16 protein-coding genes are annotated in these 17,729 nt (G+C 54.3%); 9 read left to right on the forward strand and 7 right to left on the reverse strand.

Annotated features, from left to right (window positions below):
* Positions 1-30 precede the first annotated feature (30 nt).
* From ACT3RR_RS14625 to tadA, 3 genes are all read left to right on the forward strand, one after another.
* On the forward strand, positions 31-1,398 hold the full coding sequence (locus ACT3RR_RS14625) for a PTS transporter subunit EIIC (protein ID WP_496200655.1): 1,368 nt from the start codon (positions 31-33) through the stop codon (positions 1,396-1,398).
* Between the two features lie 4 nt (positions 1,399-1,402).
* A complete protein-coding gene (gene yfhb / locus ACT3RR_RS14630) occupies positions 1,403-2,041 on the forward strand; it encodes a phosphatidylglycerophosphatase C (RefSeq protein ID WP_353503166.1) in 639 nt (212 codons plus the stop codon).
* 155 nt (positions 2,042-2,196) lie between these two features.
* On the forward strand, positions 2,197-2,718 hold the full coding sequence (gene tadA, locus ACT3RR_RS14635) for a tRNA adenosine(34) deaminase TadA (RefSeq protein WP_496200569.1): 522 nt from the start codon (positions 2,197-2,199) through the stop codon (positions 2,716-2,718).
* 1 nt (position 2,719) lies between these two features.
* Here the strand turns inward: tadA and mltF are convergent, their stop codons facing one another.
* A complete protein-coding gene (gene mltF, locus ACT3RR_RS14640; protein WP_353503164.1) occupies positions 2,720-4,186 on the reverse strand; it encodes a membrane-bound lytic murein transglycosylase MltF in 1,467 nt (488 codons plus the stop codon).
* A gap of 276 nt (positions 4,187-4,462) precedes the next feature.
* Between mltF and purL the strand changes: the two genes are divergently transcribed.
* From purL to agp, 3 genes are all read left to right on the forward strand, one after another.
* A complete protein-coding gene (purL, locus tag ACT3RR_RS14645; RefSeq protein WP_496200656.1) occupies positions 4,463-8,356 on the forward strand; it encodes a phosphoribosylformylglycinamidine synthase in 3,894 nt (1,297 codons plus the stop codon).
* A 360-nt stretch (positions 8,357-8,716) separates the two neighbouring features.
* On the forward strand, positions 8,717-9,316 hold the full coding sequence (pagP, locus tag ACT3RR_RS14650; protein WP_485903512.1) for a lipid IV(A) palmitoyltransferase PagP: 600 nt from the start codon (positions 8,717-8,719) through the stop codon (positions 9,314-9,316).
* A gap of 164 nt (positions 9,317-9,480) precedes the next feature.
* Positions 9,481-10,776, forward strand: a complete 1,296-nt coding sequence (agp, locus tag ACT3RR_RS14655; RefSeq protein ID WP_353503162.1) for a bifunctional glucose-1-phosphatase/inositol phosphatase — start codon at positions 9,481-9,483, stop codon at positions 10,774-10,776.
* 108 nt (positions 10,777-10,884) lie between these two features.
* On the opposite strand, the gene ACT3RR_RS14660 is transcribed toward agp, so the two are convergent.
* The 3 genes from ACT3RR_RS14660 to ACT3RR_RS14670 form a co-directional block, all read right to left on the reverse strand.
* A complete protein-coding gene (locus tag ACT3RR_RS14660; protein WP_496200570.1) occupies positions 10,885-11,037 on the reverse strand; it encodes a Hok/Gef family protein in 153 nt (50 codons plus the stop codon).
* Positions 11,038-11,480: 443 nt separating this feature from the next.
* On the reverse strand, positions 11,481-11,633 hold the full coding sequence (locus ACT3RR_RS14665) for a Hok/Gef family protein (protein WP_353503161.1): 153 nt from the start codon (positions 11,631-11,633) through the stop codon (positions 11,481-11,483).
* Positions 11,634-12,074: 441 nt separating this feature from the next.
* Complete coding sequence (locus ACT3RR_RS14670; protein ID WP_353503161.1) at positions 12,075-12,227, reverse strand: Hok/Gef family protein; 153 nt, start codon at positions 12,225-12,227, stop codon at positions 12,075-12,077.
* A gap of 314 nt (positions 12,228-12,541) precedes the next feature.
* Here ACT3RR_RS14670 and ACT3RR_RS14675 point away from each other — a divergent pair, with 314 nt between their 5' ends.
* Together ACT3RR_RS14675 and ACT3RR_RS14680 are read left to right on the forward strand one after the other, a co-directional pair.
* Entirely contained in the window at positions 12,542-13,558 is a 1,017-nt protein-coding gene (locus tag ACT3RR_RS14675; protein ID WP_496200571.1) for a fatty acid desaturase, read from the forward strand.
* Between the two features lie 15 nt (positions 13,559-13,573).
* Positions 13,574-14,365: a phosphate/phosphite/phosphonate ABC transporter substrate-binding protein gene (locus ACT3RR_RS14680; protein ID WP_353503159.1), complete on the forward strand. Its 792-nt coding sequence runs from the start codon at positions 13,574-13,576 to the stop codon at positions 14,363-14,365.
* Between the two features lie 67 nt (positions 14,366-14,432).
* Here ACT3RR_RS14680 and sseA read toward each other — a convergent pair whose 3' ends face one another.
* The 3 genes from sseA to ACT3RR_RS14695 form a co-directional block, all read right to left on the reverse strand.
* Complete coding sequence (gene sseA / locus ACT3RR_RS14685) at positions 14,433-15,278, reverse strand: 3-mercaptopyruvate sulfurtransferase (RefSeq protein ID WP_496200572.1); 846 nt, start codon at positions 15,276-15,278, stop codon at positions 14,433-14,435.
* Between the two features lie 47 nt (positions 15,279-15,325).
* Positions 15,326-15,880, reverse strand: a complete 555-nt coding sequence (locus ACT3RR_RS14690) for a GNAT family N-acetyltransferase (protein ID WP_353503157.1) — start codon at positions 15,878-15,880, stop codon at positions 15,326-15,328.
* Between the two features lie 84 nt (positions 15,881-15,964).
* Complete coding sequence (locus ACT3RR_RS14695) at positions 15,965-16,753, reverse strand: helix-turn-helix transcriptional regulator (RefSeq protein ID WP_496200573.1); 789 nt, start codon at positions 16,751-16,753, stop codon at positions 15,965-15,967.
* 164 nt (positions 16,754-16,917) lie between these two features.
* Here ACT3RR_RS14695 and ACT3RR_RS14700 point away from each other — a divergent pair, with 164 nt between their 5' ends.
* On the forward strand, positions 16,918-17,688 hold the full coding sequence (locus ACT3RR_RS14700) for a class I SAM-dependent methyltransferase (RefSeq protein WP_496200574.1): 771 nt from the start codon (positions 16,918-16,920) through the stop codon (positions 17,686-17,688).
* Positions 17,689-17,729: the final 41 nt, after the last annotated feature.

Below are 17,729 nucleotides of genomic sequence, written 5' to 3' on the forward strand. Positions count from 1 at the left end.
GGCTGATGGGGGAAGGGTATGGCGACGGCAATGGACAAAACGCAGCTGCTGGCAACGCAAATCCTGCAACGCGTAGGTGGCGAGAGCAATATCAGTAAACTCGAAAACTGCATGACGCGAGTTCGGGTTGAAGTTCTCGACGAGCAGCTGCTTGATTTGAAAGGCATTCAGACGCTCGACGGCGTTAAGGGCTATATCAAGCAGGGCGAGCAGCATCAGTTCGTGGTCGGCCCCGGCGCGGCGGCGAAGGTGGTGGATGCCATGCGCGAGCTGCTCTCAGGCGCGCCAGCCCCGGCGGCCTCACCGGACCTGATTGCCCGAAATAAGGCCGATGCCAAGTCGAAATACTCTGCACCGATGAGCTGCGCTTTGCGCCAACTCGCCAACGTTTTTATCCCCCTTATCCCGGCCTTCATTGCCTCCGGCCTGATCATGGGCATTATCAACCTGCTCAAGCGGCCGGATATCGCGGGCTCTTTGGCGCTGGATTACCCCAATATTCTCGGCCTGCTGGGGATATTCGGCGGGGCGATTTTCGCTATCATGAACATTCTGGTGGGGGTCAACGCGGCGCGAGTGTTTGGCGGCTCGCAGGCCATGGGGGGCGTGATGGCGGGCATTCTCTCCAGCCCGGCGCTGGCGCAAATTACCCTGTTTGGCGAAGCACTCCAGCCGGGGCGCGGCGGGGTGATCGCCGTACTCTTCGTGGTCGCGCTGATGTGCTGGCTGGAAAAGCGGCTGCGCCAATGGCTTCCGGAGTCGGTCGAGCTGATCCTCAATCCGCTGATCACCACCTTGGTCACTGCCACGCTGGCGATTGTGATCCTCCAACCGCTGGGCGGGGTTATCTCCGACGCCATCGCGCACGGCGTGAATATGGCGATCGATAAGGGCGGCCTGGTGGTTGGCGCAATTCTCGCCGGAACCTTCCTGCCGCTGGTGCTTTCTGGGCTGCATCAGGGTCTGGTGCCGATCCACGTGGAGCTGATTCAGGCCCACGGCTCCAACCCGCTGCTGCCGATTTTAGCCATGGCGGGCGTCGGGCAGGTGGGCGCGGCCATCGCCGTTTACATGAAAACGCGCAACGCCCGGCTGAAAAAAGTGATTAAAGGTGCTCTGCCTGTCGGTATTTTGGGCATCGGCGAGCCGCTGATTTTCGGCGTGACTCTGCCTCTGGGCCGACCTTTTATCGGCGCATGTTTGGGCGGAGCGGTCGGCGGTGCGCTAATCTGTTATTGGAAAGTGGCGACGGTGATCACTTTCGGTATCTCAGGTTTGCCACTGGCGCTGACCATTGTGTCGGGAAAAGTGGTGTTGTACCTCGCTGGGATATTGATTACCGTATTAGCTGGATTTATTTTCACCTGGATGATGGGGTTCAACGATCCCGAGGAGTAACGCATTGGGCGCGAAGGCGGATCGGCGAGTAGTATTTTTTGATTTGGATGGCACGCTGCACCAGCAGGACATGTTTGGCTCATTTATGCGCTTCCTGCTGTGGCGGATGCCGCAAAACCTGTTGTTAGTGGTGCCGCTGTTACCTGTGGTCGGTTTAGGCATGTTGATTCACGGTCGAGCCGCGCGCTGGCCGATGAGTCTGTTGCTGTGGTCAATCACCTTCGGGCACAGCGAGGCGCACCTGAAAGACCTCGAACTGCGCTTTGTGAACTGGTTCCGCCAGAAGGTGGTGGCGTTTCCGGTGGTGCAGCGACGACTGCGTGAGTACATTGAAAAGCATGACGCCGAAGTGTGGTTAATCACCGGTTCACCGGAAAATCTGGTGCAACAGGTGTATAACGCATCTCCTTTCTTACCGCGTATCCGTTTAGTCGGCAGCCGCATGGCGCGCGGCAAGGGCGGTTGGCTGCTGCCGCTGCGCTGTTTGGGGGAAGAGAAGGTGGTGCAGCTCGAGCAACGCATCGGCTCTCCGCTGAAACTCTACAGTGGTTACAGCGACAGCAAGCAGGACAACCCGCTGCTGTTCTTCTGCGAGCATCGCTTCAGAGTCAGTAAGCAGGGCGAGCTTCAGCAGCTCGAATAGCGGTGTTGTATATCGGGCCGGTTAAACCGGCCCGATGCTTTTCCCTCTCTGAATTTCCCTCCTTGAATATCAATTCCCGCGCAGTGCCCGCAATGGTTGGGTAGAGTTAGTGAGAACGCTATAATGGCGGCCGGATAAAAGTAATAGAGGTAAGAGTGACTGAGCAATTCAGCGATGAAGATTGGATGCGCTACGCGTTGAATCTGGCCCTTAAGGCGCAGGACGAAGGGGAAGTGCCGGTGGGCGCCGTGCTGGTGCTGGACAATCAGGTCATTGGCGAAGGCTGGAACCGATCGATTGGCCATCACGATCCTACGGCTCACGCCGAGATCATGGCGCTGAGAGAGGGCGGGCAGAAGGTGCAAAACTATCGCCTGTTGGACGCCACGCTGTATGTGACGCTTGAACCCTGCGTGATGTGCGCCGGGGCGATGATCCACAGCCGCATTCGCCGCGTGGTGTATGGCGCGACTGATCTTAAAACCGGCGCGGCGGGCTCACTGTTAGACGTGCTGGGCCATCAGGGTATGAATCATCAGGTGCAAATTGAGGCGGGCGTGTTGGCGGACGAATGTTCGGCCATGCTCAGCGCGTTCTTCCGTTGGCGGCGCAGCCAGAAAAAGGCGTTGAAGCAGGCGCAGCGCGCCGCCCAGGGTGACGCTACCGATTTGAGCTAAATCACGGCGCAGCGGCGAGCACCTGTGTGGCTTCAACGGCGGGATAACCAGCACCCAGTTGAGCCTGCAACGCCGCCTGCTGCGCTTGTTTCTTCTCTTTCTCCATCAAATACCCCACCAGACTGATCTGATAGCGACGGATATTCTCAACATAATTATAAGCTTGCGTGCCCCGGGCATACCCATAGGTGGTGCGGGAGAAGTAGCGCTTCTGATTGAGCATCGGCAGGCGCTGTTTGACGTCCAGCCAGCTATCCGGATTACCTTTCTGATCCGCCGTCAGCTTACGGGCATCGAGCATGTGCCCATACCCCATATTGTAAGCCGCCAGAGCGAACCAAATGCGCTCATCCTGCGGAATGCTGGTGGGCATCTTGTCCATCAGGCGTGAGAGATAGAGCGCGCCGCCCTGAATGCTCTGTTCGGCGTCGGTTCGGTCATCGACGTCCAGCCCCGATGCCGTGGCGCGGGTCAGCATCATCATGCCGCGCACCCCGGTCGGCGATTTGGCCTGTGGATCCCAATGCGACTCCTGATAAGAGATGGCCGCCAGCAGGCGCCAGTCAATGTCTCCGGCGTATTTCTCAAAAAGCGGCTGCAGCGCGGGCAGGGTGGTGTCTATTGCTTTGAGGAAGGTGCGGGTGTCCACATAGTCAAACTCCCCAACGTGGCCGAGATACTTCTCCTCTAGCTTCTCCAGCGTGCCGTCTTCAGAAATTTGGCTGAAGAAGTCCAGCATGGCGGCGTACAGGCTGTCGTCGTCAGTTTTCTTGCTGAAATACCAGGTGACCGGTTCGTCGGCGGTGACGTTAAAAGCCACGGCCAGACGCGGGTAGACGCGCTGCATCAGCGCCACGGTCACGGAGTCGCCCATGGTATAAGCGAGTTTACCGTCGGCCACCTGTTGCAGCAGATCGCGAGGTGACAGCTTATCGGTTTCGGTCCAGGTCAGGTCCGGGAACTTTTTCTGCGCGGTTTGCAAGGTGGCGACATGGGCGGTGCCGGCGGAGACGGTCAGGGACCCTTTCACATCGTCGAAAGTTTTCGGACGTGCGGAACCCTGGCGATACAACAATTGTTGTGATACCGAATAGTATTCAGGCCCGGTGCGATACGCATTCAGACGCTCGACATTGTAAATCAGACCGGAGGCAATCAGGTCGGCCCGATTGCTGTCCAGATCATTGAACATCGCGTTGACATTATTATGAGGTGACATGACAAGCGTCACACCAAGATAGTCGGCAAAGCGTTTCGCCAGTTCGTAGTCGAATCCGAGGTTTCCGTCTGGGCTGTTGAAAAAAGTCAGCGGAGAATTTAGCGTCGTTACGCGCAGCTCTCCGCGAGACTTTATCTGTTCTAGTTGGTCACCTTCGCCACGGTGCCACGGCACGGTCGGCCATAAAGCCAACGCCATCAGCAACGCTGCGAGACCCACTAGAAAGTAATTTAATTTTATGCGCGTCAAATAGTTATCTCTCTGCGGCGCTATTATTTTTTTGAGCTTATGCTCTCTACTTACTATGGTTATATTCCCAGTGCCGACGCATTTTGCTCAACAAAACGACAGCCTGCAACTTTATTCATAATATCCATGGATAAGGTAGGTGTTAGTGAATATATCAATATTCACTACGCAAACGGTTTCGTCAGGCTCCGGCTTTCTTTATAATAGCCCGCGTTTTCCCCCTGTTGCGCCCAATGAAGCACTACGGTCAGTTGCTTCGAAGACGAGAGATCTGTGATTATGGAAATACTGCGTGGTTCGCCCGCTTTGTCGGCTTTTCGTATTAATAAGTTATTGTCCCGCTGTCAGGATGCTCATCTCCCCGTCAGTGATATCTATGCCGAATATGTACACTTTGCTGACGTCAGCGCGCCGCTGAATTCGGACGAACAAACCAAGTTACAACGCCTCCTCAAGTACGGTCCTTCTCTCGCTGAACATGCTCCTGCTGGCCGCCTGCTGCTGGTCACGCCGCGCCCGGGCACTATCTCTCCCTGGTCTTCCAAAGCCACCGACATTGCGCACAACTGCGGTTTGTCTCAGGTGTTGCGCCTTGAGCGCGGTCTGGCGTTCTACGTGCAGGCAACAAGCCTGACCGACGAGCAGTGGCGTCAACTGGGTGCCCTGCTGCATGACCGTATGATGGAAACCCTTTTTGACCGTTTTGAAGATGCCGAAGCGCTGTTCGCTCAGCACCAGCCTGCACCGGTGCAGTCCGTGGATATTCTCGGCGAAGGCCGTTCTGCCTTAGAAGCCGCCAATACCAAACTGGGTTTGGCGCTGGCACAGGACGAAATCGACTATCTGATGAACGCTTTCACGTCGTTGGGGCGCAACCCGACTGACATTGAGCTGTACATGTTTGCGCAGGCTAACTCCGAGCACTGCCGCCACAAGATCTTCAACGCCGACTGGATTATCGACGGTCAGGAACAGCCTAAGTCACTGTTCAAAATGATTAAAAATACCTTCGAACACACGCCAGATCACGTGCTTTCGGCTTATAAAGATAACGCCGCCGTGATGGAAGGTTCGCAGGTTGGGCGTTTCTACGCCAACGCCAAAGACGGCCTGTACGATTTCCATCAGGAACAGGCTCATATCCTGATGAAAGTGGAAACCCACAACCACCCAACGGCCATCTCACCTTGGCCGGGCGCGGCGACTGGCTCCGGCGGCGAGATCCGCGATGAGGGCGCTACAGGCCGTGGTGCTAAGCCGAAAGCCGGTCTGGTGGGCTTTTCGGTTTCCAACCTGCGCATTCCGGGCTTTGAACAGCCGTGGGAAGAGAACTTCGGCAAGCCAGATCGCATCGTTACCGCGCTGGATATCATGACCGACGGCCCACTGGGCGGCGCGGCCTTCAACAATGAATTTGGTCGTCCGGCGCTGCTCGGCTACTTCCGTACTTATGAAGAAAACGTCAACAGCCACAACGGCCCTGAGCTGCGCGGCTACCACAAGCCCATCATGCTGGCGGGCGGGATCGGCAACATCCGCGCTGACCACGTGCAAAAAGGCGAAATCACCGTCGGCGCTAAGCTGATTGTGCTGGGCGGCCCGGCGATGAATATCGGTCTGGGCGGCGGCGCGGCGTCCTCAATGGCTTCTGGCCAGTCTGATGCTGATCTGGATTTTGCTTCCGTACAGCGTGATAACCCAGAGATGGAACGCCGCTGTCAGGAAGTGATCGACCGCTGCTGGCAGCTGGGCGAAGCTAACCCAATTTTGTTCATCCACGACGTCGGCGCGGGCGGTTTATCCAACGCCATGCCTGAGCTGGTGAGCGACGGCAATCGCGGCGGTCGCTTCCAACTGCGCGATATTCTCAATGACGAACCGGGCATGAGCCCGCTGGAAGTCTGGTGTAACGAATCCCAAGAGCGCTACGTGCTGGCAGTCTCTCCGGCCCAGCTTGAGCAGTTCGACGCTATCTGTAAGCGCGAGCGCGCGCCTTATGCCGTGATTGGGGAAGCCACTGAAGAGATGCACCTGTCTCTGGAAGACAGCCATTTCAACAATCAGCCAATCGACATGCCGCTTGACGTGCTGTTAGGCAAAACGCCGAAAATGACCCGCGACGTCACCACCTTGAAAGCCAAGGGCGACAGCCTAAATGCGGCAAACATTCAGCTGACGGAAGCCGTAAAGCGCGTAATGCATTTACCGGCCGTGGCGGAAAAAACCTTCCTCATCACCATCGGCGACCGTACGGTCACTGGCATGGTGGCTCGTGACCAGATGGTTGGCCCGTGGCAGATCCCGGTTGCTGACTGCGCGGTCACTACCGCCAGCCTTGACAGCTACCACGGCGAAGCCATGTCGCTGGGCGAGCGTGCTCCAATTGCACTGCTGGACTTCGCGGCTTCTGGCCGCATGGCCGTCGGCGAAGCGCTGACTAACCTTGCCGCAGTGGAAATTGGCAACCTGAAACGCGTGAAGCTCTCTGCTAACTGGATGTCCGCTGCTGGCCATCCGGGCGAAGACGCTGGCCTGTACGCGGCGGTGAAAGCTGTCGGCGAGGAGCTGTGTCCGGCGCTGGGGATCACTATTCCGGTCGGCAAAGACTCTATGTCGATGAAAACCCGCTGGCAGGAAGGCAACGAGCAGCGCGAAATGACTTCTCCGCTCTCTCTGGTTATCACCGCGTTTGCTCGCGTCGAGGACGTGCGCAGTACGGTAACTCCACAATTGCGCACTGATAAAGGCGACACGGCCCTGCTGCTGGTGGACCTTGGTCTTGGGCATAACGCACTGGGCGCTACCGCGTTGGCTCAGGTTTATCGCCAACTGGGCGACACGCCTGCCGATGTTCGCAGTGCAGAACAACTGGCTGGCTTCTTCAACGTCATGCAGGCGCTGGTGGCCGATCGCAAGCTTCTGGCCTACCACGACCGTTCTGACGGCGGCCTGCTGGTGACGCTGGCAGAGATGGCCTTCGCGGGCCACTGCGGCCTGAATGTTGACATTGCCGCCTTGGGTAAAGATGCGCTGGCGGCGCTGTTCAACGAAGAGCTGGGCGCTGTGATTCAGGTTCGTGCTGAGGACCGTGGCGCAGTTGAAGCAACCTTGGCTAAATTCGGCCTTGGCGACTGTTCTCACTATCTGGGCAGCGTCGAGCAGGGCGATCGTTTTGTTATCACTCAGGGCGACAAGCCGGTCTACAGCGAAAGCCGCACCACGCTGCGTACCTGGTGGGCGGAAACCACCTGGCAGATGCAGCGTCTGCGCGATAACCCTGAGTGCGCCGACCAAGAGCATGAAGCCAAAACCCATGATCGCGATCCGGGCCTGAACGTGAAGCTTAGCTTCGCACCAGACGAAGACGTGGCAGCGCCTTACATTGCTAAAGGCGCGCGTCCGAAAGTGGCGGTGCTGCGCGAGCAGGGCGTCAACTCACAGGTTGAAATGGCGGCGGCGTTCCACCGTGCTGGTTTTGATTCCATCGACGTCCATATGAGCGATCTGCTTAGCGGACGCCGTGACCTGCAAGATTTCCACGCGCTGGTGGCCTGCGGCGGCTTCTCCTACGGGGACGTGCTGGGGGCTGGCGAAGGCTGGGCGAAATCGGTGCTGTTCAATGACCGCGTGCGCGAAGAGTTTGAGGATTTCTTCCATCGTCCACAGACTTTGGCGCTCGGCGTGTGTAACGGTTGCCAGATGATGTCCAACCTGAAAGAGCTGATCCCGGGGGCTGAACACTGGCCGCGCTTCGTGCGTAACCTGTCCGATCGCTTCGAGGCTCGTTTCAGTCTGGTAGAAGTCACTGCTAGCCCATCCATGTTCATGCAGGGCATGGCGGGTTCGCGTATGCCAATTGCCGTTTCCCACGGTGAAGGCCATGTGGAAGTGCGTGACGCTGTGCATCTGTCCCAGCTCGAACATGCCAACCTGGTGGCGCTGCGTTTTGTGGATAATAACGGTCAAGTGACGGAAAACTATCCGGCTAACCCGAACGGTTCACCAAACGGTATCACCGCCGTGACTAACCTATCGGGCCGCGTCACCGTCATGATGCCGCACCCTGAACGCGTATTCCGCACCGTGAGCAACTCGTGGCACCCGGAAGAGTGGGGCGAGGACAGCCCATGGATGCGCATGTTCCGTAATGCCCGCAAACAGCTGGGCTAATGGTTAGTTAAAATGAAAACCGGAGTGCTTCTGCCTCCGGTTTTTTTGTGCTCGATAAAAGTATTTGCTTAAAAACACAGCACTAGCAGATAAGAATTCAGATATAGTATTAATCCTAAGTTATTACTTATTGTTTATTCAGCATCTTTTTTTTAATGGATAAGTTAATTTTTATCGTTTTCTATAAGGTGCCTCTGCTTTTTTAGTTATTAAAGCCTAGGATTTATCTCAATATTATCTCACTGTTTTTGGATTGTTAGATTCTGGAATATTTCCTTACAAAACGACAACTCGGTGTTTAAACCTTATTTAACCATCTGTTGCTAATATGCTCTTTGGATAAAGGGAGTATTAAGTTAAATGGTTATTTCAAAAAAAATTACATCATGGATAGTGATATTATCCTGCATTCTACCTGTGACCGTTTTTGCTGGCGCTGAGCCGGCTGCACAGGCTACATCACCAGAAAGACCAGGCTTTATGGGCTGGTGGGACTCATGGACTCAGGACGTCTCAACCACCTGGAACGACTCGCCAAACAAAGATCTCTATCTACCCGTTATTACCTGGCATAACCGTCTTACGTATGACAAAGAGAAAACGGATAAATATAACGAGCGCCCTTGGGGCGGTGGTTATGGTATTTCTCGTTATGATGAAAACGGCGACTGGCACGGCATCTATTTAATGGCCTTCAAAGATTCCCATAATAAATGGGAGCCGATAGGCGGTTATGGGTATGAGAAAATATGGCAACCGGCGCAAGATAAAAACTTCCGCTTGGGGTTGGGTTATACGGCGGCGGTGACGGCGCGGGATGATTATTCTTATATTCCCATACCTATTGTGTTGCCTTTAGCCTCGGTGGGTTATAACAAGTTAACCTTCCAGGCGACCTATATTCCGGGGACCTACAACAACGGCAACGTCTTTTTTGCCTGGCTGCGTTATCAGTTCTAACAAGGCTGTAATAAAAGTGTCACATTAACTGATTGATGTGACCTTGATCCCTCTCTGCTGTGATGTATTCCCCTATGCTGCAAATTCACCGTTGGAACTAATCTGAACAATAGATTGGGCCACGGTGGATGTCTATTGCCAAGGAAATCACAGAGGATCAACCATTGAAAAAATCTCGCCGCGTATTAGCACTGACAGCATTAGCCTGCTTGCTTCCAATGTCTGCCCCATCTTTTGCCGCCAATTCGTCACTGGAGTTGCAGCAAGTGTTGATTATGAGCCGTCACGGTATTCGCGCTCCTCTGGTCAATTACGGTGATGTGCTGGCCGAATCCACTACCCACACCTGGCCGAAATGGCAAACTGAAGGTGGCCTGTTAACGCCGAAAGGGGGGCAGGTCGAAGAGCATATGGGGCATTATTTCCGCGCGTGGCTGGCCAAAACTCAGCTGGTCCCGGCAGCGCAATGCCCAACGGCGGGGCAGGTATTCTCCTATGCCAACAGCCTGCCGCGCACCATCGATACCGCAAAACACTTTATCAGCGGAGCTTTCCCAGGGTGCGACTTGAGCGTGGTCAACCGGGTTGAAATCGGCAAAATGGATCCGGTATTCAACCCGATTATCACCGCCGAGGTGAATGAAAAATTTAAAACCGACGCGCTGAATTCGATTAATCAGCACGCCGGTGAAGGCGGGATTGATGGCCTGAATCAGCGCCTCAAGCCAAATTATCAGTTACTGCAAAACATCATGGATTACCAGAATTCCAAGGTGTGTAAGCAGGATAAACAGTGTGACTTGGCTTCTCAGCCCTCAACTGTTGTGCTGACTCAGGGCAAAGAGCCGGGGATCACCGGGCCACTGCGTATGGGAACCGGCGCGGCCGATGCCTTTATGCTGCAGTATTACGAAGGTTTCCCAATGAAGGACGTGGCGTGGGGGAAAATTAAAACCTCCGAGCAGTGGACGCAGTTGGAAACCATCAAAAACATGTACCATGAAACGCTTTTCGGCTCACCGGCGATTGCCGCTAATGCCGCAAAACCGCTGCTCACTTTCATCGCCGGGGCTTTAAACAAGGATGATGCGAAGTCAGAAGATCAGCAGTCGGCGCAAAAAGCCAAGTTGGCACTGCTGGTTGGGCATGATTCCAATATCGCTTCATTACTGGCGGCACTGAAAACCAAAGACTACAGCTTGCCGGGCCAATATGAACGCACGCCGATCAGCGGAGCCGTTGTGTTCCAGCGCTGGCATGACAAGAAAACCGACAAAGATCTGATGAAGATTGAGTACGTTTATCCAACGGCCAAGCAGATCCGCAACAATACGCCATTGAGCCTGAAAAACCCTCCGCAGCGTGTCACTTTGCAAATTGAAGGATGTGAAACCGATAAGCAAGGTTTCTGCCCGATGGATACCTTTACTCAGGTGCTACAGAAAGATCTTCAAGGCTAATTCGAAGGTCTGCCAGCCTATTAACCGGCAGATGATAGAAGGGTGCTCAGAGATCGATGCACAACAACAACCAAGAGGCGGGGCATCGCGCCCCGCCCTTGGGTTGCCTTACCTTTTGGCTTCGTAAGCCAGGATGGCCGCAAGCTCCGTGTCTCCTTGTTTGACTCGTAATTCGCACAGCGAACTACGCGTTATCCACGTAAACGCAATAAGCGTTATGCAGATAACAATCAGACTGATTAACACCAGTTTTTGTGGCATCTCGGCCTCCGCTGCCTTGCCTTTCGGCGGGTAAGAGGCTACCTTTATGTTGTTGGGACATAAGAGTGGCCTCGGGTTGATTTACTCAATTCGGGGCTTTTCTCTTTCCGCGCCTTACAACATCAATTGACTGCTGCTCAGAACAGAAAGATCCTGAGCACCCGCGTGAAGTGTATCAATCTCAACCTATCCCACAAGTGTTATTCGCCGTTCTGCTTTGATAATTTATTTTATAATCAAAAGGTTATTAGCTGGTCGGGTAAGCTTTTTCGTTAATGGACTCAAGCCTGCTGAGCTGCATTTTTGAGGCGGCATAGAAAGATCTTCAAAGCTAATTCGAAGGTCTAACAGGCTATTAACCGGCAGATGATAGAAGGGTGCTCAGAGATCGATGCACAACAACAACCAAGAGGCGAGGCATCGCGCCCCGCCCTTGGGTTGCCTTACCTTTTGGCTTCGTAAGCCAGGATGGCCGCAACCTCCGTGTCTCCTTGTTTGACTCGTAATTCGCACAGCGAACTACGCGTTATCCACGTAAACGCGATAAGCGTTATGCAGATAACAATCAGACTGATTAACACCAGTTTTTGTGGCATCTCGGCCTCCGCTGCCTTGCCTTTCGGCGGGTAAGAGGCTACCTTTATGTTGTCTGGCATAAGAGTGGCCTCGGGTTGATTTACTCAATTCGGGGCTTTTCTCTTTCTGCGCCTTACAACATCAATTTGACTGCTGCTCAGAACAGAAAGATCCTGAGCACCCGCGCGAAGTGTATCAATCTCAAGCTATCCCACAAGTGTTATTCGCCGTTCTGCTTTGATAATTTATTTTATAATCAATAGCTTATTAGCTGTTTAAGTAAACTTTTGCTTACAGGAAAAGGCATGCCGGGCGGGATTGTTCAGGTACCAAAGAAAGATCTTCAAGGCTAATTCAAAGGTCTGCCAGCCTATTAGCCGGCAGATTGTAGAAGGGTGCTCAGAGATCGATGCACGACAACAACCAAGAGGCGGGGCATCGCGCCCCGCCCTTGGGTTGCCTTACCTTTTGGCTTCGTAAGCCAGGATGGCCGCAACCTCCGTGTCTCCTTGTTTGACTCGTAATTCGCACAGCGAACTACGCGTTATCCACGTAAACGCAATAAGCGTTATGCAGATAACAATCAGACTGATCAACACCAGTTTTTGTGGCATCTCGGCCTCCGCTGCCTTGCCTTTCGGCGGGTAAGAGGCTACCTTTATGTTGTGGAGCATAAGAGTGGCCTCGGGTTGATTTACTCAATTCGGGGCTTTTCTCTTTCTGCGCCTTACAACATCAATTTGACTGCTGCTCAGAACAGAAAGATCCTGAGCACCCGCGTGAAGTGTATCAATCTCAACCTATCCCACAACTGTTTATTTACTCTCCAGCTTTAGCGATTTAATTGCTAATCAAAGCGTTATTAGTCGCTTAACTAACCTTTTCCGCTACCTGATAATTGCCGCATCTTCTCTTCTGGCGCGCCGTTATGTCTTCGACTTCTCATTATCTTCATGCTCGACAACGAGCCGATATTCACCAGCTTTCGCAGGCGTGGTGGTGGCGGCTGGAAATGCCGACATGGATATTGATGGTGACAGTTTACAGCGGTTGGTTCGCCGTGGTTTATTTCTGGCAAACGCTGGGCGCGTGGGTGGCGACACCTCTATTGGTGCTGTTTACTACTTGGTATATGTCGTTACAGCATGAGTTGATCCACGGCCATCCGACCCGCAAAGCCTGGCTGAACCAGCTGTTTGGCACCTTGCCCTTGGCGGTTTGGTATCCGTACGGTTTATACCGTGACTCGCATTTGCATCATCATCGCAATGACCACCTCACTTTGCCGGAAGACGATCCTGAAGGTTACTACTTTACCCGCGCGCGCTGGGAGCGATTCCCCGCGTGGTTTGTTGCCGTGATTAAGCTGCGCAATACTCTGCCGGGGCGGATGATTGTCGGCCCGCTGCTGGATATCTACGCCACGCTTTCCGGCGCGTTGATGGCTCTGTTTAAAGGCGAGATAAAAACCATCGCGATGTGGGTGATTCATATCGCGATGCTTGCAGCGCTGCTGTACTGGATGAGCCTTCGCGGCTTGTCGCCAGTTTATTTCGTCATTGCGGTTAGTTACCCTGCGCTGAGTTTAACCAAGCTGCGCTCTTTCTTCGAACACCGCGCTCACGAAGCGCCGGAGGCTCGCTCCACGCTGAATGAGGCGGGTTTCGGCTGGCGTTTGCTGTTCCTCAATCTCAATTACCATCTGGTGCATCATGACTTACCCGGTCTGCCATGGTATGCCTTGCGTAAGGTGTATCTGGCTGAAAGAGAAGCCTACATTCAGCGCAGCGAAGGCTTTTTGGTGGAAGGCTATTCTCAGTGGCTAAATGAGCACGCGCTGAAACCGATTCATGTTGAAATCCACCCTCTGGCACCCGGGCAGCCGGATGCGCCAGAAGCGTTCAGCGGCTATGATTATCAGCAACAGGTCCGTCAGGAATATTGAATTTAGGAGTGTTGCATGCTGGTTTCATTGCCGATGTATGGCGTACAGCTCAATGACGTCGAACAATTTTGGCAGGCGCTTCGCGATAAGTTAGCGGCGTCCGGTTTGGACTCTCTTCCCGCTAAACTTGAATGGCCCGATCGCCTTCTCGGGCACTGGCAGGAGAAGGATTTGCTGCTTAGCCAGACCTGTGGTTTTCCGCTGGTCGAGTTTTTGCCTCAGGTCCAACTGATTGGTACCTTCAATTACAGCGCGCCGGGCTGTAATGGGCCTTATTATCGCAGTTTTCTTCTGGCTCGCGCTGAAGATAGCCAAGCTACTCTAGCCGATTTTCGCGGCCGGACCGTGGCGTTCAACAGCACTGACTCGCAGTCAGGTTTTAACAGCCTGCGAGCTTTGATTGCGCCACTGGCTGAGAATGGAAAGTTCTTTGGCGACAGGCTGGAAACCGGCGGCCACCGCCACTCACTGGCTGCCGTTCAGCAGGGGCGTGCCGATATTGCTGCCATAGATTGCGTGACGCTGGAACTGCTGCGCCGCTATGTTCCACAGGAAGTCGAGGGGTTGAGCATTATCGGCCAGACGGCCGCGGCGCCGGGTTTGCCGCTGATCACTTCGGCGTCAACTTCGCCGGAGATGCTCAGCATTTTGCGGCACGCCGTGACTCAAACTATCGCCGCTCCTGAGAATCAGGTGCTGTGCGAAAAGCTGCTTATCAAAGGTTTTACGGTGCTGCCGCGCGAGGAGTATCAGGTGATTCACCAGATGCGAGATGCCGCCTTGCAGCTTGGCGTGAGCCAGCTCTAAATCTCTTCATGCAATAAAAAACCGGACCTCAGAGTCCGGTTTTTTTATTGCCACGAACAATCGCGTTTTAGTGGGTTTCGATAGGGTAGTCTTCGTCGATGCTGCCCCATTCGGCCCATGAGCCGTCATACAGCATGACATCCTTCACGCCGAGCGAATCCAACCCAAACGCCAGTGCGGCGGCAGTCACGCCGGAGCCACAGCTGGTGATGACCGGCTTATTCAGGTCAACGCCCAGACGCTCAAAGGTGGCTTTCAGCTCCTGTGGCGACTTCAAATGGCCGTTATGCGTCAGTTCTGTGAAAGGCACGCTCAGGCTGCCGGGGATATGGCCGCCGTGCAGGCCCGGACGAGGCTCCGGCTGCTCTGCTTTGAAACGGCCCAGCGAGCGCGCGTCGATGATTTGCAGCTTGCCCAATGAGTCCATAACTTGCTGGGAGTTAACCACCACCGGGCGAATCAGCTTGGCGTTAAAGGTGCTCGGGACGCGAACAATTTCACCACTCTGGGTTGGGCGGCCCTCGGCTTTCCAGGCATTAAATCCGCCATCCAGCACGCGCACGGTTTTCGCACCGAAGCTGGTCAACATCCACCAAACTCGGGGTGCGGAGAAGAGATCGCCTTCGTCATAAAGGATGATGGTTTGGGTGTCAGCGATGCCTAAACGGCCCATCGACGCGGCAAATTCCTCGGCGGTTGGCATCATATGCGGCAGGCCGGTGGTGCAGTCAGAAATGCTGTCGACTTCGACATAAATTGCGCCCGGAATATGTGATTCAAGATACCTACCGTGGAAATCAATCGGCGGCGTGATGCCCGGTTTAGATTTGCTACAGTCGATGATCACCACGTCCGGCGCATTGAGGTTTTTCGCCAGCCATTCGGTTGAAACAGTATGTGCAGAAGAGCTCATTTTGATGCCTTATCCTAGTTATTCGCAGGGGGTGATTTTTAATTTATTCAGTCGGTTAAGTCACTGGGTATTAATGAATACATCCAGGCGTTCCGCGGCTGGCCGTGATAGTAGAGGCGATTGCGGTGCAGGCCTTCAGAGACGGCGCCAAGCTTTTCGGCAACGCGGCGGCTACGCAGATTCTCCTCCATGGCGACGATTTCCACGCGGGTGAGGCCCAGCTCATTAAATGCAAAATAGGCCGCCGCTTTCGCCGCGATAGTGGCCAATGATTTACCCGTAAAGCCGCTGCGGATCCAGTAGCCAACATTGCCAAATTTGTAATCAGTATTGATACGGTTCACGCTCACCGCGCCCACTATTTGCCCGCTGTGGCGATCAAAAATGCAGAAGTTATATTCCACGCCGCGAAGCTGTTTTTCTGCACATTCCAGCAAATATTTGCGGCTATCTTTCAGTGCGTAATGCTCGGTGCACCAACCTTCCCACGCGCCGATTTCTTTTACAGAGTCACTGATCGCATCGAAATGAAGCTGAGCTTCCAGTTCCGTGGCGACACGGATCTCGATATTGTCATCCTGATAGATCTGGCGAATTTGCATGAATGACTCCTGTCAGGGCGTTAATAGGGATGTGGAAATAGGCTAATTCAGCCTCACATATCTCTGATAAACCGTCAATTGGGCTTAGTGCTGTTCGATAAGCATCACCAGTTTGAATTCTGCATGGCCCGCCGGGAAGAAGGTCTGCTGGCGATACACCACTTCGCCCTGAATCGGATGCTGGAAGCGGCGTTCTCCCCCTTCGCGGCCCAGCACGTCCTGCTGCGTCCACCACTGGTCGAACACTTCACTCTTTTCGCGCAGCGCCATCACGCTTTGGCGAATCTCATCTGAATGGGCGTAATGTGCACTTTCGGCACGAAACTCGGCTACCACGCGCTTGGCGCGCTGCGACCAGTTGACTACCAGCGTGCGGGCCAGCGGATTGAGAAACATAAAGCGTAGCAGGTTCGGTTGGGAATCCACCCCCAGCCAGCCCGCGAAAAGCTGCTCGGCCTGCGGGTTCCAGCTCAGCACGTTCCAGGCGCTGTCCAGCAAATACCCCGGACAGTTGAGCTGATGCACGGATTCACGAATGTGTGCGTCCGGCGCGTTATCGGTAATTTTAGCCTGCGGATCTTTGATCTCAGCAAGGCTAAAGAGGTATTCGCGCGCGGCACTCTCCAACCTTAGCGCCTGCGCCAATCGATCAAGCGTCGCGGCGGAAATCGACACGTCTCGCCCTTGCTCGATCCAGGTATACCAAGTGGTGCTGATGCCGCTGATTTGCGCCAACTCCTCGCGGCGCAGCCCGCTGGTCCGGCGGCGCGGGGAGCTTGGCAACCCGACATCTTGCGGCGAAGTACGCTCGCGCTGTGCGCGCAAAAATGCGCCTAATGCCTTCGGGCCATTCAGAGGATCGTTGTTATTCATCGCCGTCGCTACTCAGATTAAAGACTCAGACAGGGTGTTATTAATACTAGTATAAATGCTCATATTGTACCCGTATAAAACAGTACCTATAGTGTTTCTACGGCCATTTTGGCTAAGGCAGCATCATCGGCAAAACAACAATAACAAACAGACGGGAGCACTCAATGGAAAGCAAAAACAGTCACAGCCAGACGGTCGATAAGCAGTTCGGTTCACAGGCGCAGGATTACTTAACCAGCGCGGTTCACTCACAAGGACCTGATTTACAAAGATTAGCCACAATGTTGCAGTCACACCCAGACGCCCGAGTTATCGACTTAGGCTGTGGAGCTGGGCACGCCAGCTTCGTCGCGGCGAAGGCGGTAAAAGAGGTGGTGGCCTATGATTTGTCAGCGCAAATGCTGGAAGTGGTCAGTCAGGCGGCGAAGGACAAAGGCTTAGCCAATATCAGCGTCGAGCAGGGCGTGGCGGAGTCACTGCCTTTCGCCGACAGCAGTGCCGACATCATTATTAGCCGTTACTCTGCACACCACTGGCACGACGTCGGTCAGGCGCTGCGCGAGGTGCGCCGCGTGCTGAAGCCCGGCGGCATTATGATCATGATGGATCTGGCTTCTACCGGCCAGCCAGTGAAAGACATCTTTTTGCAGACCATCGAAAAACTGCGCGATACCTCGCACGTCCACAACTATGCGCCGGGCGAGTGGCTGACGCTGTTTAGCGAAGCTGGGTTGTTAGTCCAAGAGTTAACCTCCGGGCGCACGCAGTTAGAGTTTAAAAGCTGGGTTGAGAGAATGCGCACTCCAGAGCACTTTGTGGTGGCGATCCGTGAGTTGCAAAAAGCGATGTCAGACGAAGTGATTCAGCACTTTGAGATCCAAGAGGACGGTACTTTTACCGTGGATTTGGCCTTTATCATTGCCAAGAAAAGTTAGCCGGTAGGACTGTTTCTATAAAACTGTCTTTATAAAAGAAG

The sequence above is a fragment of the Ewingella sp. AOP8-B2-18 genome (assembly GCF_052376015.1).
Classification (GTDB): domain Bacteria; phylum Pseudomonadota; class Gammaproteobacteria; order Enterobacterales; family Enterobacteriaceae; genus Ewingella; species Ewingella allii.